This window comes from Microbispora sitophila (assembly GCF_014892245.1).
GTDB lineage: Bacteria > Actinomycetota > Actinomycetes > Streptosporangiales > Streptosporangiaceae > Microbispora > Microbispora siamensis.
This window is the reverse complement of record NZ_JADBGC010000010.1, coordinates 1-21429: the sequence shown is the minus strand read 5'-3', so window position 1 is coordinate 21429 and position 21429 is coordinate 1. Positions and strand designations below refer to the sequence as shown.

Below are 21429 nucleotides of genomic sequence, written 5' to 3'. Positions count from 1 at the left end.
GACGGGAGTAACGCATGATCACGTTGGATCGCCTGGTCAACGTGCTGGGCGCGTACGGCGTGCGGCTGTGCGGGCGGCCCGAGAGACGCTCGGCGCGGCTGCGCAGCGTGGCGATGCCGGACGCCACCGACGGCCGGGTCACCGGTGACGTGCTCGTGGCCGTGGGAGCCGGGTCGGTGACCGAGGCGGTGCGGTGGGCGGTCGCGGCCCAGGCCACGGTGGTCCTGGTGCGGGCGGGCGCCGAGACGGCGCGCGAGGCGACCGTGGCCGGCGAGAGCAACGACGTGGCGGTGATGCTCGTCGACCCCGCGGTCTCGTGGAGCCAGCTCGTCGGCGTGGTCTACGGACTGGTGCTGGAAGGGCGGGAGACCGAGTCGGGGCGGGGGCCCACGGACCTGTTCGCGCTGGCCGACAGCCTGGCGGACGCCGTCGGCGGCGCCGTGACCATCGAGGACCCGCTCTCGCGGGTGCTCGCGTACTCCCGTTCGCAGCAGGCGGGCGACCCGGCCCGGCTGGAGACGATCCTGGTGCGGCAGGTGCCGGAGCGGCTGCGGGAGATGTTCCGGGCGCGGGGGGTGCTCGCCCGCCTGGCCGCGACGGACGAACCGATCTTCGTCGAGCCGGACCCGTCGCACGGCATGACCGGCCGGATGGTAGTGGCGGTGCGTGCCGGGCGGGAACTGCTCGGGTCGGTATGGGTGACGTGCGGCAGCCCCCTGACCGGGACGCGGCACACCGCGCTGGCGAACGGCGCGCGCACCGTGGCGTTGCACCTGCTGCGCTCCCGGGCGAGCGCCGACCTGGAACGGCAGGTGGAGTCCGACCTGGTCGTCCGGCTGCTGGAGGGCACCGCCGACGCCGCGACCGTGGTCAGCCGTCTGGGACTGGCCGCGCGGGAGATGCGGGTCGTCGCGGTGCGCACGCACACCTCCGAGGAGCCGCACGCCATGCTCCTGCTGGCCTTCGAGCGGGCCACCACCGGTTTCGGCTGGTCCAGGCCCGGGAGGAGCACGCTGCTCGGCGACACGCTCTACACGATCCTGCCGGACGCGGGGGCGGCGGCGGCGCGGGAATGGGTGGCCGCGCTGGGGGCGGGGCTGCCGCCGCGGGTGCGCGTCACGGCCGGGATCGGCGCGGCGGCCCAGGCGGCGGAGCTGCCGGCGAGCCGCCGGGAGGCGGAGGAGTGCCTGGCGCTGCACGAGAGCGACACCTCCCACGCCGCGCCCGCCGACGGGCCGCCCGCGTACGACGAGTCCTGGGACGACATCCTGCTGCACCGGTTGCGCGCCGCGGCGCGCGCGGGCCGCGTTCCCGCACGCGGACCGGTGAGCGCGCTCCGCCGGCACGACGCGCTCCACGACACCCACTACGTGGCGACGTTACGGGCGTGGCTGGAGGCCCAGGGCGATCTCGCGGTCGCCGCCGAACGGCTCGGCGTGCACGCCAATACCGTCCGCAACCGCCTGCGCAGGATGAGCGAGGTGACCTCACTGAACCTGGACGACCCGCGCAAGCGCCTCGCCATGGTCATCACTCTGGCAGCAGAGGACGAATAGGCGGTTGTCCGAAACCCACAACACGGACTCCGCGATTGTGTGACCGCTACAACGGTGCGGGGCGCCGAGCGGGTGATGCTGACCGGGTAAGCAGTCGCCTGGTGTGGAGGTGGGGCATGTCCGAGCGCGTTGACGACTGGCCGCGGTCGGTCATCGTGGTGGGCGCGGGGATTGTGGGCCTGTCCACCGCGTGGTTCCTGCAGGAACGCGGTGTGGAGGTCACCGTGGTCGACCGCCGGGGCGTGGCGGCCGGCGCGTCCTGGGGCAACGCGGGCTGGATCGCGCCCGGCCTGGCCATCCCGCTGAACGAGCCCTCCGTGCTGCGTTACGGCCTGCGCTCGCTGGTGAATCCCGCCGCGCCGCTGCACATCCCGGCGACCGTCGATCCGCGACTGTGGGCGTTCCTGACCCGCTTCGCCGCCAACTGCCGGTGGTCGTCGTGGACCCGGGCCGTGCGGGCCAACCTGCCGCTCAACGACGAGTGCATCGAGGCGTACGAGGTGCTCGCCGGCAACGGCGTGGCCGCCCCCGTCGAGGACGCGCCGATCACCGCGGGGTTCCGGACGCCGCGCCAGGCCGAAGGGCTCCTCCACGAACTGCGCCGGATGGCCGAGGCCGGGCAGCCGGTCGACCACACCGCGCTGGACGCGCGGCGGCTGGCCGAGGCCGTGCCGCTCGCCTCGGAGGCTCTGACCGCGGGCGTGCGGATCGACGGGCAGCGCTACATCGACCCCGGCCGCTTCGTCCACGCCCTGGGCGAGGCCGTCGTCGCCCGGGGCGCCACGGTCGAGAAGCACGAGGTCGCCGACGTGCGCACCGACGCCAAGAAGGTCGTCGTGGTGACCAGGGACGGCGCCGTCCTGTCCGCCGACGCCGCGGTGCTGGCCACCGGCGCCTGGCTGTCCCGGCTGGCCGGCCGCTGGGGCGTACGCGTCCCCGTGCAGGCCGGGCGCGGCTACTCGTTCACCGTGCCGGTCGATCACCCCGTCCCCGGCCCGATCTACCTGCCCGATGTGCGGGTGGCGTGCACGCCCTACCAGGGCGGGCTGCGCGTCGCGGGCACGATGGAGTTCCGCGACCCCGACGCCCCGGCCGTCGAGGCCCGGCTGCGGGCGATCATCGCCTCGGCCCGCCCCCTGCTGCGGGGCGTGCGCTGGGAGGAACGCACGGACGTCTGGGTCGGCCCCCGGCCGGTCACGCCGGACGGGCGGCCCCTGATCGGCGCGACCGACGCCCCGGGGATCTACGTCGCCGGCGGGCACGGCATGTGGGGCCTGGCCCATGGCCCGGCCACCGGACGGCTTCTCGCCGAGCAGATCACCACCGGCAAGCAGCCCGCCGCCCTGCGCGAGTTCGACCCGCTGCGCTGAGCCCTTCAGCTGGGCCCGTTCAGCTGGGCGCCGTTTTGCGGGCCTTGTCGCGGGGCGACAACAATCGCCCGATAGATGTCGCATAGCGACATTGAGGCGGAACCGTCCCGTGGTGAAGGCTCCCCGCATGCAGGCCCGCATCACTCTGGAGGACGTCGCCGCGCTGGCCCGCGGCTGCGCCGTGCTCGGCACCGGCGGCGGCGGGGACGTCCGTCCCGGCGCCATCGCCGCCCGGCGCGCGATACGCGAGCGCGGCGAGGTGCCGCTGGTCACCCTGGACGAGTTGCCCGAGGACGCCCTCGTGCTGCCGCTGTCGGGGATCGGCGCCCCTACCGTCAGCAACGAGATGGTCCACGGCACGGACGAGCCGGTCAGGATCGCCGAGGAGATCGAGCGGATCTTCGGCCGGCCGCCCGCCGCGGTCATGTCCTCGGAGATCGGCGGCGGCAACGGCGTCGCACCGGTGGCCTGGGCGGCCAGGCTCGGGTTGCCGCTGCTCGACGCCGACGCGATGGGCCGGGCCTTCCCCGAGGTCCAGATGGTCTCGATGTACGTGGCCGGGATCCCGGCCAACCTCGTGGTCATGTCCGACGTCGTCGGCAACGTCGTGACGATCCGGCCGGTCGATGGCCTGTGGTCGGAGCAGATCGCGCGGGCCGTCTGCGTGGCCGCGGGGTCGAGCGCCCTGATGGCCGACTACGTGCTGACCGCGCGCGAGTGCGCGGGCGCGGTGATCGAGGGCACGGTGAGCCGGGCGATCGCGGTCGGCCGGGCGACCGAGGGCGCCGCCGACCCGCTGGCCGCCCTGACCGCCGAGCTCGGCGCGGTACGGCTGATCACCGGCAAGCTGGCCGACCTGGAGCGCAGGACCAGCGGCGGGTTCGCCCGGGGCACGGCGACGATCGAGGGCACCGGCGACGACCGGGGCAGGACGCTGACCCTGGAGATTCAGAACGAGAACCTCGTCGCCGTGGAGGACGGCCGGGTCAGGGCCATGGTGCCCGACCTGATCACGGTGGTCGACAGCCAGACGGCGACGGCGATCCAGACCGAGGGGCTGCGATACGGCCAGCGGGTGACCGTGCTGGCCTGGCCCTGCGACCCCCTGTGGCGTACGCGGAAGGGCCTGGAGACGGCGGGCCCGCGGGCGTTCGGCTACGACATGGACTACCTGCCGGTGGAGAAGATCGCATGAGTACGCTGCGGGTCGGCATCGACGTGGGCGGCACCAACACCGACGCGGTGGTGCTGGACGACGACGACCGGGTCCTCGCCACCGCCAAGCGGCCCACCAGCGCCGACGTGACCGAGGGCCTGCGCGCGGCGCTCGACGCGGTCCTCGCCGAGCTGCCCGAGCCGGGCCTGGACAAGCGCGTGAAGCGGGTGATGCTCGGCACCACCCACGCGACCAACGCCATCCTGGAGCGGCGCGCGCTCGGCCGGGTGGCCGTGCTGCGTCTCGGCGCCCCGGCGACCACGTCCGTGCCGCCGCTCAGCGAGTGGCCGGACGACCTGCGCGACACCGTCGCGGCGGGAACCGCGATCGTGCGGGGCGGGCACTTCGTGGACGGGCGCGAGATCGCGCCTCTCGACGTGGACGCGGTCAGGAAGTTCGTGGCGACCACGCCCGCCGACGCGGTCGCCGTCACCGGCGTGTTCAGCCCGGCGAGCGCCGACCAGGAGAACCGGGTCGCCGAGATCATCCGCGCCGAGATCGGCGACGTGCCGGTGAGCCTCAGCCACGAGATCGGCTCGCTCGGCCTGCTGGAGCGCGAGAACGCGACCGTGCTCAACGCCGCCCTGTACGGCGTGGCCCGCGACGTCACCGCCGCGCTGCGCGGGGCCCTTGAGGCGAGGGGCCTGGAAGTCGAGACGTACTTCGCGCAGAACGACGGCACCTTGATGGCCGTCGACTACGCGGCCCGCTACCCGGTGCTGACCATCGGCTCGGGGCCGGCCAACTCGTTGCGCGGCGCGGCGTACCTGTCGGGCGTGACGGACGCGATCGTGGCCGACGTCGGCGGCACCTCGACCGACCTCGGCGTGCTCGTAGGCGGCTTCCCCCGGGAGTCGGCCGCGGCGGTCGAGATCGGCGGGGTCGCGACCAACTTCCGGATGCCCGACATCCTGTCCATCGCGCTCGGCGGCGGCACGATTGTCGGGGCGGAGCCGCGCTCGGTGGGCTACCGGATCGGCACGGAGGCGCTGGTCTTCGGCGGCTCCACCCCCACCATGACCGACGCCGCGGTGGCGGCCGGGCGGGGCACGGTCGGCACCCGTCCCGTCCCCGAGGAGTGGCGCGAGAGGCTGGCCGGGGCCGTACGGGCGGCCGACGAGGCCGTCGCGGACGCGGTGGACCGCGTCGCGCTCGGCCGGGCCGACCGGCCGCTCGTGGCGGTCGGCGGCGGCGCGTTCCTGCTGGCCGATCAGGTGCCGGGGGCCCGTGAGGTGATCCGCCCCGCGCACGCGGAGGTGGCCAACGCCGTGGGCGCGGCCATCGCCCTCGCCAGCGGCAGGCTCGAAACGATCGTGCCCGCTTCTGGAGGCGGGAGCTCCAGGGCTAGATTGATCGACAACGCCAAGGAGGAGGCGGCCGCGCGGGCCGTCGCCGCCGGGGCCGACCCCGCAACCGTTCAGATCGTCGAGCTCAGCGAGATCCCTCTCAGCTACCTTCCTGAGCCCGCGGTGCGCCTGCACGTCAAGGCCGCCGGCCCCCTCGCCCGGCAGGCCGGATAGGAAAGGAACTCCCTCACATGCGCTGGCACAAGCGTCTTCTCGCCGCGGGAGCCGTGGCCGCCGTGACCGCCACCGCCGCGGCCTGCTCGGGCGGGCAGGTCCGCGGCGCCGCCGACTCCACCCCGCAGCCCGGCTCCTCGGCGGGCACGGCCGACAGCACGTTCGTGTACGTCCCCAACCTGGACGTCGTCACCGACTGGGACCCGGCGAGCTCGTACTCCAACGAGATCATCGCGATGGAGAACATCTACGAGTCGCTGACCCGCTACAACCCGCAGACGAAGAAGGCCGAGCCCCGCCTGGCGTCCTCGTGGACCTCCTCCTCGGACGGCAAGAAGTGGACGTTCACCCTGCGCCAGGGCGCGACGTTCCACACGGGCAAGCCGGTGGACGCCGCGGCGGCGAAGGCCGCGATCGAGCGCACGATCAAGGAGGGGCAGGGGGCGGCCTACATCTGGGGCGCGGTCGACAAGATCGAGGCCAAGGACGCCACGACGCTGGAGTTCACGCTCAAGTACCCCGCCCCGCTGGACCTGGTCGCCTCGGCCGGCTACGCGTCGTACATCTACGACACCACGGCCGCCTCCGGTGACCTGAAGAAGTGGTTCGGCGAGGGCCATGACGCGGGCTCGGGGCCGTACACGATCGAGAGCTGGCAGAAGGGCAAGGAGACCGAGCTCACGCTCAAGGCGTTCGACGGCTACTGGGGTGGCTGGGACGGCCAGCACTACAAGAAGATCGCCTTCCGGGTCACGCCCGAGCTGACCACCGCCTGGCAGCTGCTGCAACGCGGCGAGGTGTCGTTCATCCAGCGGCTCAACTCGCAGCTGTTCGCCCAGGCGGGGGGCACGGACACGGTGCAGACCTCGCAGACGCCGTCGTTCCAGAACCTGCTCGTGCTGTTCAACACCGCCGGCGGCCCGCTCAAGGACGTGAAGCTGCGCCAGGCCCTGCAGAAGGCGATCGACTACGACGGCCTCGTGGCGGCGATGAAGGGCTCGGGCGTGGCCGCCAGCGGCCTGGTCCCCGAGGGCCTGCTCGGCAACATCCCCGGCATGACGCCCAAGCAGGACCTCGTCGGCGCCGAGGCGCTGCTCAAGGAGGCCGGGTACGGCCCCGGCGGCAAGCAGCTCGACCTGACGCTGACCTACGCCCAGGGCGACGCCGACCAGGAACTGCTGGTCACGCTGCTCTCCTCGGCGCTCGACAAGCTCAACGTGAAGCTGTCGGCCAAGCCGCTGCAGTGGACCACGCAGTGGGACCAGGGCAAGGCGAAGGACCCGTCGAAGCGCCAGGACATCTTCATCATGTACTGGTTCCCCGACTACGCCGACGCCTACTCGTGGTTCGTCAACGTCTTCCACGGTGAGAAGAACGTGCAGTTCAACCTCTCCTACCTGAAGGACGCGGCGATCGACAAGGAGATCGACGAGCTGCCCGCGCTCACCGCGACCGACAAGGCCGCGGCGGAGAAGGCGTACGCCGACCTCCAGAACAAGATCATCAATGAGCAGGCGGCGGTGGCCGTGCCGTACGTGCAGAACTACCAGCGGGCCTACGCCAAGTCGGTCCAGGGGTACACGGACAACCCGGCCTACCCCAACGTGGTGTTCGTCTACGACCTGAAGCCCGGCGCCTGATCATGCCGAGGTACCTGATCCGCCGGCTCGGCCAGGCCGTCCTGGTCGTGGCCGGCGTGATCGTCCTCACGTTCGCCGTCATGCGCCTGGTGCCCGGCGACCCGGCCGTGGCGTACGCCGGGCCGAAGGCGACGGCGGCCGAGCTCGCCGATGCCCGGCGGCGGTTCGGCCTGGACGACCCGCTGCCGGTGCAGTTGTGGAACTACGTGCGCGACCTGCTGGGCGGCGACTGGGGGACCAGCCTGCACACCCGGCAGCCCGTGCGCGACGACCTCTTCCAGGCGTTTCCCGCCTCCCTGGAACTCGTGGGCGCGGCGCTGATCATCGCGCTGGTCGCGGGCATCCCGCTGGGGATCGCCGCCGCCCGCTACAAGGGCCGCCTGCCCGACCTGTCGGTGCGACTGTCGTCGATGCTGGCCGTGTCGGTGCCGGTGTTCTGGCTGGCGCTGGCCCTGCAGACGGTCTTCGCCAGCGGGCTCGGCTGGTTCCCCGTCGCGGGAGAGTACGACGCCTCGCTCGACCGGACCAGCCCCCTGCACCTCTACACCAACATCACGGCCGTGGACGCGCTGATCACCGGCAACTGGCCGATCCTCACGAGCACGCTGTCGCACCTGGTGCTGCCCGCCCTGGTGATCGCGGCGTACCCGGCCGGGGTGGTGGCCCAGATGACGAGGGCCGCCCTCATCGAGGAGTCGTCACGCGACCACGCCCGGCTGGAGCGCGCGCTCGGCTTCGGGGAGACAGCGGTGCTCACCCGGTTCGCCCTGCGGCCCGCGCTGAACCCGGTGCTGTCGCTGATCGCGCTCGTCTTCGCGTACTCGATCGTGAACGGCTTCCTCGTGGAGGCCGTGTTCAACTGGCCGGGGCTCGGACGGTACGCCGCCGACTCGATCCGCTCGCTCGACACCCCCGCCATCGCCGGGGTCACGCTGCTGGTCGCCGTGCTGTACGTCGTCGCCAACCTCGCCGTGGACCTCCTCCAGGGCGTGGTCGACCCGAGGGTGAGGGCCCGGTGACGGCCCCCGCCCTGCCTGCGTTCCGCCGTACACCGCTGCGGCGCCTGGCCGGAGTGGACCGCCTCGCGGTGGCGGGGGCCGTGCTGCTGGGCATCGTCGTGCTTGCGGCGCTGCTCGCGCCGTGGATCGCCCCCTACCCGGACGACGGCGGCTCGGCCACGCATCCCCTGGAGGCGCTGCTGCCGCCGAGCGGCGCCCACTGGTTCGGCACCGACCAGGTCGGCCGCGACGTGCTCAGCCGGGTCCTGTTCGGCGCCCGCACCTCGCTGCTGATCGCCGTCGCGGTGCTGGCCGTCAGCGGCGTGGCCGGCGTCATCCTGGGCGTGGTCGCCGGGTACGCCGGCGGCTGGGCCCGCGACGTGATCATGCGGGTGACCGACATCTTCCTCGCCTTCCCCGCGCTGCTGCTGTCGCTGGCGCTCGCCGTGGTGCTCCAGCCGAGCGTGACCACCGTGATCGTGGCGATCGCGGTCACCTGGTGGCCGTGGTACGCCCGGCTCACGGCGTCGGTCGCCGCGTCCGTGGCCACCCGGGGCTTCGTCGACTCCGCGCGCTGCCTGGGCGTGCCCGCCCCGCTCATCGTGCTGCGGCACGTGCTGCCGAACTCGCTCACGCCGGTGCTGGTGCAGTTGTCGCTGGACGGCGGCGGGGTCATCCTCACCGCCGCCGCGCTGTCGTACCTCGGGCTGGGCGCCCACGAGCCGACCTCGGAGTGGGGGCTGATGGTCCAGCAGGGCCAGTCGCTGTTCACCACCGACTGGTGGGTGGTGACCTTCCCCGGCCTCGCCATCCTGATCACCGCGTTCTCGTTCAACGTGCTGGGCGAGGGGCTGAGGGCGAGGTTGTCACGATGAGCTTGATCAGCGTGAAGGACCTCGTCGTGAGGATCGGCGACCGGGTGATCGCGTCGGTCCCCGAACTCGACGTGGCCGCCGGGGAGTGCGTGGCGATCGTCGGCGAGAGCGGGTCGGGTAAGACGACCACCCTGCTCAGCACGCTCGGCCTCGTCCACGGCGCGGACGTCTCCGGCCGGATCACCGTCGGCGACGTGGACGTGCTCACGGCGAGCCCGGCGCGGCTGCGGGAGATCCGCGGCTCGCGGGCCGCCCTGGTGATGCAGAGCCCGCAGGCCGCGCTCAACCCCACCATGCGCCTGGGCACGCTCATGCGCCGCGCGCTCGCCCGCCACGGCGTCAAGGGCGCGGACGCGCGGGAGCGGGCCGAGGAGGGCGTCCGCGCGGTGCTGCTCGACCCGGAGATCCTGCGCCGCTACCCCCACCAGGTGTCCGGCGGCCAGGCCCAGCGGTTCGCCATCGCGCTCGCCCTGGCGCTCGGCGCACAGGTCGTGCTGGCCGACGAACCGACCAGCGCGCTCGACGTGACCGTGCAGGCCGAGGTGGTCGCGGTGCTGCGCCGGCTGCGCGACGAGCGCGGTCTCGCCGTGCTGCTGGTCTCCCACGACCTCGCCCTGGTCTCCACGATCGCCGACCGGGTCGTGGTCATGCGCGACGGCGCGGTGGTGGAGAGCGGGCCCGCCGCCGAGGTGTTCGCCCGGCCGAGCGACCCCTACACCCGTGAGCTGATCGCCGCGGTGCCCGCACTACCTGACGCTGGTCCCGCACTGCCAGAACTCGCGGAGGGGTCATGACTCTGCTCGCCGCCGAAGGGGTCACCCTCGCCTACGGCACGACGGCGGTGGTCCACGACGTGAGCCTCACTGTGGACGAGGGCGGGGTGGGCCTGATCGGAGAGAGCGGCTCGGGCAAGACCACGCTCGCCCGCGCCCTGCTCGGCCTCATGCGCCCGCGATCCGGCGTCGTCCGGTACGGCACCGGCGACCTGGCCGGGCTCGGCAGGGCGGGCCGGGCCGAGTTCCGCCGGGCCGTGCAGCCGGTCTTCCAGGACGGCAGCGAGGCGCTCGACCCCCGCATGACGGCCGGGGCGTCGATCACCGAGGCCTTGACCACTCACCACCGCATGTCCAGGACCGAGCGGCGGGACCGGGTCGCCGCGCTCCTCGCCGACGTGGGGCTCGACCCCGCACTCGCCGCCCGCAGGCCGCACGAGATGTCCGGCGGCCAGCGGCAGCGGGTGGCGATCGCCCGCGCACTGGCCGTGGAGCCGCGCCTGCTGGTGCTCGACGAGCCCACGAGCGCGCTCGACGTCACGGTGCAGGCCAAAATCCTCGACCTGCTGGAGAGGCTGGCCGCCGAACACGGGCTCGGCTACCTGCTCATCACGCACAACCTCGGCGTCGTGGAGCGGCTGTGCCGTACGTCGTCGGTGCTGTTCGCCGGGCGGGTCGTCGAGTCGGGCCCGACCGGGGAACTGCTCACCCGCCCGGCCCACCCGTACACCCGGGCGCTGCGCGACGCGGTGCCGCGCCTGGGCGGCGAGCCGCCGCGCGCGGCCGGACGGACCGAGGCGGCCGCGGCGGCGACGGGGTGCCCGTTCCGGTTGCGCTGCCCCCTCGCGGTGGACCGCTGCCAGGACGAGACGCCGGAGCCGCGTGAGGTCGAGGGGCGTAAGGTGGCATGTCATCGTGCGGAGGAGGTGCTGCACACCCCGGGCTCCTCGGCTCCGCGCGTCCCCCACGGAGGTGAGACCCCCGATGCGCCGCGTCAGTGACCTGCTCAGGACGCCCGCGGGCCGCAGGCTGACGCTCGTCGCCGGGCCCTGGGACGCCCGGGAGGTCGGCAGCGTCGTCCTCGTCGACGAGATGCGCGAACTGGCCTCGGCGGCCCCCGGCGCGCTGGCGATCCTGTCCCGCCACGCCATGCGGTCGTGCGACGTGCTCGACGCGCTGCGTCTGGCCGGGCGCGGCGGCCTGGCCGGGATCGTGCTGCCCGGCCCCTCGGGCACCTCGCCGGAGATGGTGGAGCTGGCCAGGCGGGAGGGGGTCGCGCTGCTCGCCGGCGCCTCCGACCACTCGCTGTCGGACACCGTGCTCGGCCTCAGCGCGGCCGTACGCGCCGACCCCGGGCTGCTGCTGCGCCGTACGCGCGAGGCGATCGACGGCCTCGGCGCGATGGAGGGCGCGGGCGAGGACGACATCCTGCGCGCGGCGTCCGCCTCCGTCGGGGTCGCGTACGTGGTCGCCGACCTGGCCGACCCGGCGGCCAACGCGACCGTGATCCGGGTCGGCGGCCGGCCGGACGGCTACGTGTGCTGGGAGGGCGAGGACCCGGCGGCGGCCATCGTCGCCCAGGTCGTCGCGACCACGCTCGGCCGGGTGCGGGCGGCCGCGCGGGAGGCGGAGGCGGCCCGCGAGCGCGCGCTGCTGGCCCTGCTCGGCGCCAAGGACACCCGGATCGCCGCCCGCCGCGCCCGGCACGAGGGCGTGCCCGTGGACGGCTGGCACGTCGCGGTCTTCCTGCGGGACCCCGGCGGCGCGACCCCCGGGGCGGCGGATCCGGTGCTCCGCGAGGCGCGCGGGACCGCCGCGGCGCTGCCCGGCGCACTGGGTCTCAGCGATGCGGGCATCAGCGACACGGGCCTCGGCGACACGGGCGGCGGGGCGGCCGAGCTGTCGGCGCCGCCGCTGGTCACCCGGTGGCAGGACGGCGTGCTCGTGCTCCTCACCGCCGACGAGCGGATGACTCTCGGCGCCGGCCTGCCGTACCCGCCTCCGACACCGTGGCCGCCGGCCGTGCGAGCAGGGGTCGTGGGAGCAGGGGTCGGCACGTGCCAGGCGGGGCCGGACGGGCTGCGCCGTACGGCGTCGCAGGCGCGCGCGGCCGCCGCACGTGCCGCGGCCGGGGAGGTCGTGCGGTTCGATCGCCTCGGGGTCCACGCGCTCCTCGCGGAGTTGAGTGGCAGCGAGAGCGCGCTGGTCGCCGCCAGGGACATGCTCGCCCCACTGGAACGCCTCGGAGCGCTCAGCGCCCACGCGGTGCCCACGCTGAAGGCCTACCTGGACAGCTGGGGCTCCCGCACCAGGGCGGCCGAGCTGCTCAGCCTGCATCCCAACGCGGTGGCCCACCGGATCAGGCGCATCGCCGAGGCGCTCGACGCCGACCTGTCCGACCCGCAGACCCGCTTCGCGCTCCAGCTCGCCTGCCACGTGGTGCTCGACCACGACTGTCTCCCGGGGACAACAACGCCGATCTCGTCGTCGTGAGGGCACATCGACGCGGTGCGCGGTCGGATCTACGTTGCCAGGCATGACAACGGTCATCGGAGTGGACGTCGGCGGCACCTTCACCGACCTCGTCCTGCACGACGCCGCGACCGGCGAGATCAGGGTCGCCAAACAGCCCACCACGCCGTCCGCGCCGGAACGCGGGGTCCTCGCCGCGGTCGACGCGGCCGTGCCACAGGATCTGCTCGCCCGCTGCCGCCACTTCGTGCACGGCACCACCGTGGGCCTGAACGCGCTGCTCGAAAGACGGGGCGCGACCGTCGGCCTGATCACCACGGCCGGGTTCCGCGACGTGCTGGAGATCCGCCGGGGCGACCGCGACGATCCCTACGACCTGTTCTGGACCCCGCCGCCGCCGCTCGTGCCCCGGCGGCTGCGCCTGGAGGTGACCGAACGGGTGGCCGCCGACGGCTCGGTCGTACGCGACCTGGAGCCGGAGGACGTGCGGCGGGCCGCCGAGGTGTTCGCCGCAGAGGGCGTGGACGCCGTCGCGATCGTGCTGGTGAACTCCTACGCAAACCCCGCGCACGAGGCGCGGGCGGCCGAGCTGCTCAGGCAGGCCGGGTTCGCCGGGCCGGTCTCGCTGTCGCACGAGGTCTCGGGGGAATACCGGGAGTACGAGCGCACGTGCACCACGGTCGTGGACGCCTTCGTCCGCCACCGCATGGGGCCCTACCTGCACAACCTCGACCGCGAGCTGCGGGCGAGGGGTTTCGCGGGCGAGCTGCTCGTGACCCGGTCCGGCGGCGGCGCGCTGGCGCTGGCCGAGGCCGCGGCCCGGCCGTTCGAGACGATCCTGTCCGGCCCGGTGGCCGGGGCCGCCGCCACCGCCCGCCTGGCCGCCTCGCTCGGTTTCGGCACGGCCGTCGCCGCCGACGTGGGCGGCACCAGCTTCGACACCGCGCTCATCGAGGACGGACGGCTCCCGCTGCTCTACCAGGGCGAGGTCGTCGGCCTGCCGCTGCAGAGCCCCTGGGTGGACGTGCGGTCGGTGGGCGCCGGCGGCGGCTCGGTGGCGTACGCGGACGCGGGCGGCCTGCTGCGGGTCGGCCCGCGCAGCGCGGGCGCCGACCCCGGGCCCGCCTGCTACCAGCGCGGCGGGACCGAGCCCACGGTGACCGACGCCGCCCTGCACCTCGGCATGATCCCCCGTGGGCACATCTCGGGCGGCATCGAACTGTCCGAGGACGCGGCGGCCGGTGCGCTGGCGCCGCTGGCGGGCCCTACCGGCATCGACGGCGTGGACGCGGTCGCGGTGGGCGTGGTCAGGATCGCCGCCGCGCACATGGCGCAGGCCGTGCGCGGCGTGACGGTGGAGCGGGGCGTGGACCCGCGCGGCGCGGCCGTCGTCGCCTTCGGCGGCGCCGGGCCGGTGTTCGGCTGCCTGCTCGCCGACGAGCTCGACGTGGACACCGTGGTCGTGCCGCCCAACGCGGGCAACTTCTCCGCCGTCGGCCTGGTGCAGGCCGACATCGTGCGGTCGGCCGCCCGCACGATGGTGCGTCCCCTGGACGACGAGGCGCTGCCGCTGGTCGAACGGGTGGCGGAGACGCTGTTCGAACGGCTCGCGCAGCCCGGAGCCGTACGCGAGGTGGACCTCGACCTGCGCCACCGGGGCCAGGAGCACACGCTGACGATCCCGGTGCGGCTCGGCGAGGACGACCTTGAGGCCGTGTCCGCCCGCTTCTCCGAGGCATACCACCGGGCCTTCGGCCACACGCTGCCCGACCCGCTGGAGATCGTCACCGTACGGGCGACCGGCAGGGTGGTCCTCGACGCGGACCGCCCGATGGTGCCGGCCCCGCCGTCGGGCGAGGGCGGGCGGGGGACGACGCGGCTGTGGTCGTTCCGCCGGGGTGCCTGGACCGAGGCCCCGATCGTACGGCGGGAGGACCTGGAGGGCGTGGCCGAGGGCCCGCTGCTGGTGGTGGAGCCGACCGCGACCACCTACGTGGACGCCGGCTTCGCGGTGGAGGCGCACGAGAGCGGCTGCCTCATGATCACACGGAAGGACCGCCCATGACCATCGTCCGCACCCGATACGCGGAGGTGCACCCGGGGCTGGGCGACGGAGCCGACCCGATCACCACCGAGATCATCCGGCAGGGCCTCAACGCGGCCGCCGACCAGATGAAGCAGTCGCTGATCCGCACCGCGTTCTCGCCGATCATCTACGAGGCGCTGGACTTCGCCGTCGCCTTCTACGACGCCGACGCGTGCATGCTGGCGCAGGCCCCGACGCTGCCGGCGTTCATGGGCACCCTCGGCTTCTGCGTCAGGGAGGCCGTCGAGGGCGTCGGCGGTCCCGCCGCGCTCAGCCCCGGCGACGTGATCCTCTACAACGACCCGTACGGCACCGGCTCCCACCCGCAGGACGCGGCGATGGTGGTGCCGATCTTCCACGAGGACACGCTGGTCGCGTACTCCGCCATCAAGGCCCACTGGCTCGACATCGGCGGCAAGGATCCGTACTGCACGGACACGGTCGACGTCCACCAGGAGGGCACGATCTTCCCCGGCGTCAAGCTGTACGACGCCGGGCGGCTGGTCAGCGACGTCTACCGGATGATCCTGGCCAACAGCCGCATGCCGGAGATGGTCATCGGGGACATCAACGCGATGGTGGCCGGGGCACGGACCGGGGCGGAGGCCCTCGGCGCGCTGGTGCGGCGGCACGGCCTGGACACCTTCCGCCGCTGCGTCGCCCGGATGTACGCCCACGGCGAGGCGCTGGTGCGCGGCTGGTTCGAGCGCCTGCCCGACGGCGTCTACCAGGCGTCCAGCGTCATCGACTCCGACGGCGTGAACGGCAGGCCGATCCCGTTCGGCGTCCGGGTGGCCGTGGACGGCTCGTCGGTGACCGTCGACCTGACCGACTGCCCCGACCAGGTCGGCGGGCCGGTCAACTGCCCGCTGCCGTCCACCGTGGCGGCCGTCCGGATCGCGGTGGCCTTCCTCGCGGGTGCGGGCGAGCAGCCCAACGAGGGCCACTTCCGCCCGCTGGAGCTGGTCACCCGGCTCGGCTCGCTGTTCCACCCCGTACGTCCGGCGCCCTGCTTCATGTACGGCATTCCCTCCGACCACGCCATCGAGCTGATCATCAGGGCGCTGGCCGAGGCCGTGCCGGAATCGGTGCCGGCCGCCAGCGGCGGGGACATCAACGCCCTGGTGTGGTGGGGCAACCGCGAGGCGACCGGCGAGCCGTGGGCCGACGGCGCGCCGCACCCCGTGGGCCAGGGCGCCTCACCGTCGGCGGACGGCGCGAGCGCGCTCATGTACATCTCGGAGTCGGCCACCCGCTTCACCCCGGCCGAGGTGTGGGAGGCGCGCAACCCCTGGCGGATCGAGCGGCTCGCCCTGGCCGAGGACTCCGGCGGACCCGGCCGTCACCGCGGCGGCCTGGGACTCGACCTGTCCTTCCGCATCCTGGAGGACCAGTACCTCACCGCGGGCCTGGCCAGGACCGCGCTGGAGCCCTGGGGCCTGGAAGGCGGCCTGCCGGGCCGGCCCAACCGGCTCACGGTGGAGTATCCCGACGGGCACGCCGAGGACTTCTCGCTGAAGACGCGGGTCTTCCTGCCCAAGGGCGCGGTCGTGCACCTGCGCACCGGCTCGGGAGGCGGGTACGGCCCGCCCGAAGAGCGCGACCCCGAGGCCGTGCGCGCCGACCTGCGGGAGGGGTACATCACCTCCGAGCACGCCGCACGGCACTACCCGCACGCGCTCTGACCGAGAAGGTCACAGCGCGCGCAGGCCGCTGATCACCTCGGTCAGGATGCCGGGAGTGGGGAAGCGCGCGACGTTGGCGGGTGGGCGCACCTGCACGAGACCCTGCTCGTGGAGGTCGCCCACCAGCACCCGTACGACGCCGAGCGGCAGGTCGATCGCCGCGGCGATGTCCGCCAGCGACGCCGGGCGGGCGCACAGGCTGAGGATCATCCACTGCTCGGGACCGAGGCTCACCGGCGTGGGCCCGCCGGTGGCGGTGACGATGGCGACGAGGTCGATCTCCTGGCTGGAGGGCCGCACGCGTCCGCGGGTCAGGGCGTAGGCCGGGACGATCGGCCCGGCCTCCTCGTCCAGCCACTGGTCCTGCATGCGTTCCGTCACTTTCGGTCCTCCTCGCCGGTGTTCTCGTTCTCCTGCGGCCCCCGTTGCAGCGAGGCGAGGATGATGTCCTCCGGGGTGACCTCTCCCGCGGCGAGACGGGCGAGATCGGGATCCTTGGGGCCAACCATGAGCGCGGATGGGATCAGCACGATGGCGGTCGTTCCTCCGTAGGGCGAGGGCCGTAGGGTCACGCGGATGTCCCGCCGCGCGGCCAGGCGCGCGACGACGAACAGCCCCATGCGGTCGGTGTCCGCGATGTCGAACTCCGGCGGGTTGGCCAGACGCTCGTTCAGCTCGGCGAGCCGCTCCTTGGTCATGCCGAGCCCGCGGTCCTCGATCTCGACCGCGAAGCCCATGCCGACGAGTTCGCCGCGCACCGACACGGAGGTGTGCGGCGGCGAGAAGATCGTGGCGTTCTCGACCAGTTCGGCGATGAGGTGGATGACGTCGGCCACCGCGGCGCCGTCGAGCCCGTGGTCCTCCATCGGCAGCACGTTCACCCGGGCGTAGTCCTCCACCTCGGCCGCGGCCCCGCGTACGACGTCGTACATCGGGACGGGCTTGCGCCAGGCACGGCCGGGGGCGTTGCCCGACAGGATGATCAGGCCCTCGGCGTGGCGGCGCATGCGGGTCGTCAGGTGGTCGAGCCGGAACAGCTCCTCCAGCATGTCCGGATCGGTCGTGTGGCGCTGCATGCCGTGCAACTGGGTCCGCTGCCGGTGCAGCAGCGTCTGGCTGCGCCGCGCCAGGTTGAGGAAGACCTGGCTGACACCCCGCTGCAGGCGGGCCTGCCCGATGGCGGCCTCCACCGCGGTCTCCTGGACGGTGGAGAAGGCCCGCCCCACGTCCTGGATCTCGGCGGTCCCGCCCGAGGTCTGGAGCGGAGGCGCCTCGGTGGCCACGTCGACGTCGTCGCCTCGCTTGAGCTTGACCAGCACGCCCGGCAGCCGCTTGTTCGCGAGGTCGAGCGCGGCCTGCCGCAGGTCGGCCAGCTCGCGGGCGAGGCGTCCGCCGACCCGCAGCGAGATCAGGATCGAGGCGATGACCGCGAGGAGACCGAAGCCCCCGGCCAGCACGGCCCGCCGCAGGATCGAGTCGGCGATCGGCGCGGCGCGTTCGGCGAGCAGGGCAGCCGCCTCGGTCTGCGCCTTCTGGAACGACTCGGCCAGGTCGTCGGAGGTCGACTGCCACACCCGCTGCGTACGCGCCGAGAGCTTGGGCGCGGCGATGATCTGCTCTTCCTGCAGCCGCAGCCGCTGGTAGAGCGGGGTGGTGATCAGGTTGACGTGCAGCTGCCGCAGGCCGGCGTCCAGCTCGGGCAGCGCCTGGTCGATGAGGAACCGGCGGTTGCCCACGAGCTGGGTGAACAGCTTGCGTTCCTCGTCGGTGAGGCCGCCGGACGCCCCGGCGGCCGCCTCCAGCGCCTGCTCCCGGGTGAGCAGCTCCTTGGCGTACCCGAGCGAGATCACCACGCGCGACTGCTGGTAGATCGGGATGTCGTCGATCAGTGCAAGGCTGTAGTGCATGCGGTAGATCGAGTCGCTGACCAGGTTGTAGGTCTCGATGGCGTACAGCCGCTCCGACAGCCCCTCGTCGATCTCCGCCCGGATCTCGTCGATCCGGCTGAGCCCCGCCAGCATCTCGTCGACCTGGGTGCGCATGGCCGGAGTGGTGGCCGAGCGGGAGGCGCTGGACAGGGCCAGCGTGCGGACCTTCTCCCTGGTCTTGTCGGTGTGCTGGCGCTGCAGGACCATGGCGTCGCGGTCGGCCTTCCGGTGCGAACCGAGGTATCGGGCCGTGGTCAGGCGCTCGCTCTGCAAGTCGACGATCAGGGAGTCGGCGGGCCGCCGCAGCGTGGACCACAGCGTGTTGTACGTACGAAGGCTCAGGCTCTCGCCGATCGTGACACCGGCGGTGACCGCCCACAGGGCGACCAGCGAGAAGAGCGGTACGAGCAGCAGGCCGATGAGCCGGGACCTGATCGGCCGGTCACGCCTGCGCGGACTCATGGCACCTCGCCCAGTGAGGGACAAGCCTCACATAAACCTTTTTGCGACAGGGATAGAGACTAGCAGTGAGGCGGGTGGGATGAGGGGACCTGTGATCGATTAGCGGGAAATATCATGTCCAATCGTGATCTTGCAGTAGCGTCGATCATGGTAGACACGGAAAGGACCCGCACGCATGCGCCGTTTACTCGTGCTGGGAGTGATGGCCGTGCTGGCCCTCGCGGGATGCGGCGGGGGTGAGGTCCAGGGGATCTCCGCCGCGAACCTTCCCTCGACGAAGGACTCGACCTTCGTCTACCTGCATCATCTCGACATCGTCACCGACTGGGACCCGGCGAGCTCGTACTCCAACGAGGTCGTCGCGATGGAGAACATCTACGACTCGCTGACGATGTACAACCCCAGGACGCGGCGGGCGGCGCCGCGCCTGGCCGAGCGCTGGCAGACGACCTCCGACGGCAAGGTCTGGACGTTCACGCTGCGGTCCGGCGTGGTCTTCCACACCGGACGACCGCTGGACGCCGCCGCGGTGAAGGCGTCCATCGAGCGCACCAAGCGGATGGGCGCCGGCGCGGCCTACATCTGGGACCCCGTCCAGCAGATCACGGTCAAGGACTCGCTGACGGTGGAGTTCCGGCTCAAGTACGCCGCCCCGCTCGACTTGGTCGCCTCCGCCGACTACGCGGCGTACATCTACGACACGCAGGCGGCCGGATCGGGCGACCTCAAGAAGTGGTTCCAGGCCGGCCGGGACGCCGGCTCCGGGCCGTACACCGTGGCGAGCTGGAAGAAGGGCCGCGAGAAGGAGCTGGTGCTGCGGGCCTTCGACCGCTACTGGGGCGGCTGGGAGGGCCCGCACTACCGGAACATCGAGTTCCGCGTCACCCCCAACCCGGACCGGGCGTACCGGCTGCTGCTGCGCGGCGAGGCGAGCTACGTGCAGCGGCTGAACCCCGAACTGTTCCGGCGGGCCCGCGCGACCGCGGGCGTGCGCACCCTCCAGGTGCCGTCGTTCCAGAACATGCTCGTGCTGTTCAACACCGCCTCCGGCCCGCTGGCGGACGTACGGCTGCGCAAGGCGGTGCAGAAGGCGATCGACTACGACGGCCTGATCACCGGGCTCAAGGGGGCTGGGGCGCCCGCCTCCGGTCTGGTGCCCGAGGGCCTGCTCGGGCACACGCCCGGCCTCACCCAGAAGCAGGACCTGACCGGGGCCACCGCGCTGCTGAACGAGGCGGGGTACGGCCCGGACGGCAACCCCCTGCGCCTGACGCTGACCTACGCGGAGGGGGACGACGACGAGGAACTGCTCGTACGCAGGCTCAAGAGCGCGCTCGCCGAGCTGAACGTCCAGCTCGACGCGAAGGCGATGCAGTGGAACGACCAATGGAACCAGAGCAAGTCGGCCGACCCGGCCAAGCGCCAGGACATCCTCGTCATGTACTGGTGGCCCGACTACGCCGACGCGTACTCGTGGTTCCTCAACGTCTTCCACAGCGCCGAGCCGGTGTCCTTCAACCTCACCTACCTCAAGGACAGGGACGTCGACGCGAAGATCGACCGTCTGCCGTCACTGGTGACGAACGACCGTCCCGCCGCGGAGAGGGCGTACGCCGAACTCCAGAGGAACCTCATCGAGGAGCAGGCCGTGGTGGCGGTGCCCTGGGTGTCCAACTACCAGCGGGCCTACCTGGGCAACGTTCAGGGGTACACCGACAACCCGGCCTACCCCAACGTCGTCTTCGTGCACGACCTCATCCCCGGCGGCTGACCACTCAGCCCCGCAGGCTGCGGCTGACTCCGCCGCAGCGGGGGCTGCGGGGAGTGCGGGACCGCCGGGGAACCACGGGCTCGTCGAGGTGGGCGAGCATGGACTGCGCCGCCACGGCGTCCGACAAGATCCGCTGTGCCTGCTCTCCGTCGGGAAGCTGCCCGTGCTCGGCCAGCTCGTGCTGGAGGAAGGTGAGCGCCTCCGGGTGGCCGGCGGCGTCCGCGGCCACGGTGGCACGAGCCGCCGTCAGCAGGGCGAGATAGTGCGAGCGCAGGATCGCCTCGCGCGTTCGCAACTGCTCCAGGTCGTCAAGCAGGGAGTGCGCGAGCTCGAGCAACTCGCTCGGGCGCGGCGGCTCGGCGGTGATGTGGGCACGGATGTCGTCGAACTCCGACCGCATGATGATGGCCACCTCCAGCGACGGAAGTCCGGGCGGCCGGGTTGGCGCCGTACAGGGGACTTCCGCATCGTCTTCGTAGCGCGGGGCGGTTGCGAGCGGCTTGACGTTCGGTTGCGTGGGAAGACGACGGCCACGTGGAGCCGTCGCGGAGCGCGGGGACGACGGCCACTTGCGGCGCTCGTCCCTCACGTCGTGCCTCCCCGATCATCCGTGCCATGCCGGCTGTCCGCCGCGGCGCTAAGTAGATGCCTGAGAACCGGATCTGGTTGTCCCCGCTTGCTCGCCCGTTTTGCCGCGTCCGGGAGGAGGGACACGCTCCCGGCCACGACCTGCGGGAACAGCCGCCGCGGCTGGTGTGCTGGACAACCGGACGCGTGGAGGCCGGGCCGGTCCCGGCGGGGAATAGCCCGCGTCGTGGGGGCGTTGTTCTCGAACCGGGTCATGGCGGTGCCGGACCCTGGTAATCTTGTGGTGTCGGCGCGGTTCGGCGCACTCCTCTTCGATCACTTCGGTGGTTGTCTTGTGTGTGCGGGCTGGTTGCCGGCGGCTCCTCGTGCTTTTCGATCTTCTGGGTCTGGTGGTTTTGCGCCGGGCTGGGGGTTCGGGTAAGTTAGAGGGGTTGCCCCGGAAACGGGGGGTCGAATTCCTGTCGGTCGGCGGGTTTCGGGTCAAGTAGG

General features: G+C 72.9%; 16 protein-coding genes. 13 read left to right on the top strand and 3 right to left on the bottom strand.

Annotated elements, in window-relative coordinates:
- Positions 1–14: 14 nt before the first annotated feature.
- From IL992_RS19345 to IL992_RS19290, 12 genes are all read left to right on the top strand, one after another.
- Positions 15–1556: a PucR family transcriptional regulator gene (locus IL992_RS19345; protein WP_193204779.1), complete on the top strand. Its 1542-nt coding sequence runs from the start codon at positions 15–17 to the stop codon at positions 1554–1556.
- A gap of 116 nt (positions 1557–1672) precedes the next feature.
- The gene (locus IL992_RS19340) at positions 1673–2926 is read left to right on the top strand and encodes an NAD(P)/FAD-dependent oxidoreductase (RefSeq protein ID WP_193204778.1); all 1254 of its coding nucleotides are present in this window, start codon (positions 1673–1675) and stop codon (positions 2924–2926) included.
- A gap of 112 nt (positions 2927–3038) precedes the next feature.
- Positions 3039–4121 (top strand): DUF917 domain-containing protein, encoded by a 1083-nt coding sequence (locus IL992_RS19335; RefSeq protein ID WP_319018670.1) that lies wholly within the window; start codon positions 3039–3041, stop codon positions 4119–4121.
- Positions 4118–5662 (top strand): hydantoinase/oxoprolinase N-terminal domain-containing protein, encoded by a 1545-nt coding sequence (locus tag IL992_RS19330; RefSeq protein ID WP_193204777.1) that lies wholly within the window; start codon positions 4118–4120, stop codon positions 5660–5662. The genes IL992_RS19335 and IL992_RS19330 overlap by 4 nt, the downstream gene beginning before the upstream one ends.
- Before the next feature lie 17 nt (positions 5663–5679).
- Complete coding sequence (locus IL992_RS19325) at positions 5680–7302, top strand: ABC transporter substrate-binding protein (RefSeq protein WP_193204776.1); 1623 nt, start codon at positions 5680–5682, stop codon at positions 7300–7302.
- Between the two features lie 2 nt (positions 7303–7304).
- Positions 7305–8321 carry an ABC transporter permease gene (locus IL992_RS19320; RefSeq protein WP_193204775.1) on the top strand — a complete coding sequence of 339 codons (1017 nt, stop codon included), beginning with the start codon at positions 7305–7307 and terminating at the stop codon, positions 8319–8321.
- Positions 8318–9175, top strand: coding sequence for an ABC transporter permease (locus IL992_RS19315; protein WP_193204774.1), 858 nt, complete (start codon positions 8318–8320; stop codon positions 9173–9175). Before IL992_RS19320 ends, IL992_RS19315 begins: the two co-directional genes overlap by 4 nt.
- Complete coding sequence (locus tag IL992_RS19310; protein ID WP_193204773.1) at positions 9172–9969, top strand: ATP-binding cassette domain-containing protein; 798 nt, start codon at positions 9172–9174, stop codon at positions 9967–9969. Before IL992_RS19315 ends, IL992_RS19310 begins: the two co-directional genes overlap by 4 nt.
- Positions 9966–10949, top strand: a complete 984-nt coding sequence (locus IL992_RS19305; RefSeq protein ID WP_193204772.1) for an ABC transporter ATP-binding protein — start codon at positions 9966–9968, stop codon at positions 10947–10949. The genes IL992_RS19310 and IL992_RS19305 overlap by 4 nt, the downstream gene beginning before the upstream one ends.
- Positions 10933–12441 carry a helix-turn-helix domain-containing protein gene (locus tag IL992_RS19300; RefSeq protein ID WP_193204771.1) on the top strand — a complete coding sequence of 503 codons (1509 nt, stop codon included), beginning with the start codon at positions 10933–10935 and terminating at the stop codon, positions 12439–12441. Before IL992_RS19305 ends, IL992_RS19300 begins: the two co-directional genes overlap by 17 nt.
- Positions 12442–12484: 43 nt before the next feature.
- Positions 12485–14485 (top strand): hydantoinase/oxoprolinase family protein, encoded by a 2001-nt coding sequence (locus IL992_RS19295; protein WP_193204770.1) that lies wholly within the window; start codon positions 12485–12487, stop codon positions 14483–14485.
- Positions 14482–16191: a hydantoinase B/oxoprolinase family protein gene (locus IL992_RS19290; RefSeq protein WP_193204769.1), complete on the top strand. Its 1710-nt coding sequence runs from the start codon at positions 14482–14484 to the stop codon at positions 16189–16191. Before IL992_RS19295 ends, IL992_RS19290 begins: the two co-directional genes overlap by 4 nt.
- A 9-nt stretch (positions 16192–16200) precedes the next feature.
- Here IL992_RS19290 and IL992_RS19285 read toward each other — a convergent pair whose 3' ends face one another.
- Positions 16201–16572 carry a DUF742 domain-containing protein gene (locus IL992_RS19285; protein WP_239109313.1) on the bottom strand — a complete coding sequence of 124 codons (372 nt, stop codon included), beginning with the start codon at positions 16570–16572 and terminating at the stop codon, positions 16201–16203.
- Positions 16569–18581 (bottom strand): sensor histidine kinase, encoded by a 2013-nt coding sequence (locus IL992_RS19280; RefSeq protein WP_193204768.1) that lies wholly within the window; start codon positions 18579–18581, stop codon positions 16569–16571. The genes IL992_RS19285 and IL992_RS19280 overlap by 4 nt, the downstream gene beginning before the upstream one ends.
- A 175-nt stretch (positions 18582–18756) precedes the next feature.
- On the opposite strand from IL992_RS19280, the gene IL992_RS19275 reads away from it, so the two are divergent.
- Entirely contained in the window at positions 18757–20352 is a 1596-nt protein-coding gene (locus IL992_RS19275; RefSeq protein ID WP_193204767.1) for an ABC transporter substrate-binding protein, read from the top strand.
- A gap of 4 nt (positions 20353–20356) precedes the next feature.
- Here IL992_RS19275 and IL992_RS19270 read toward each other — a convergent pair whose 3' ends face one another.
- The gene (locus tag IL992_RS19270) at positions 20357–20752 is read right to left on the bottom strand and encodes a hypothetical protein (protein ID WP_226873400.1); all 396 of its coding nucleotides are present in this window, start codon (positions 20750–20752) and stop codon (positions 20357–20359) included.
- Positions 20753–21429: the final 677 nt, after the last annotated feature.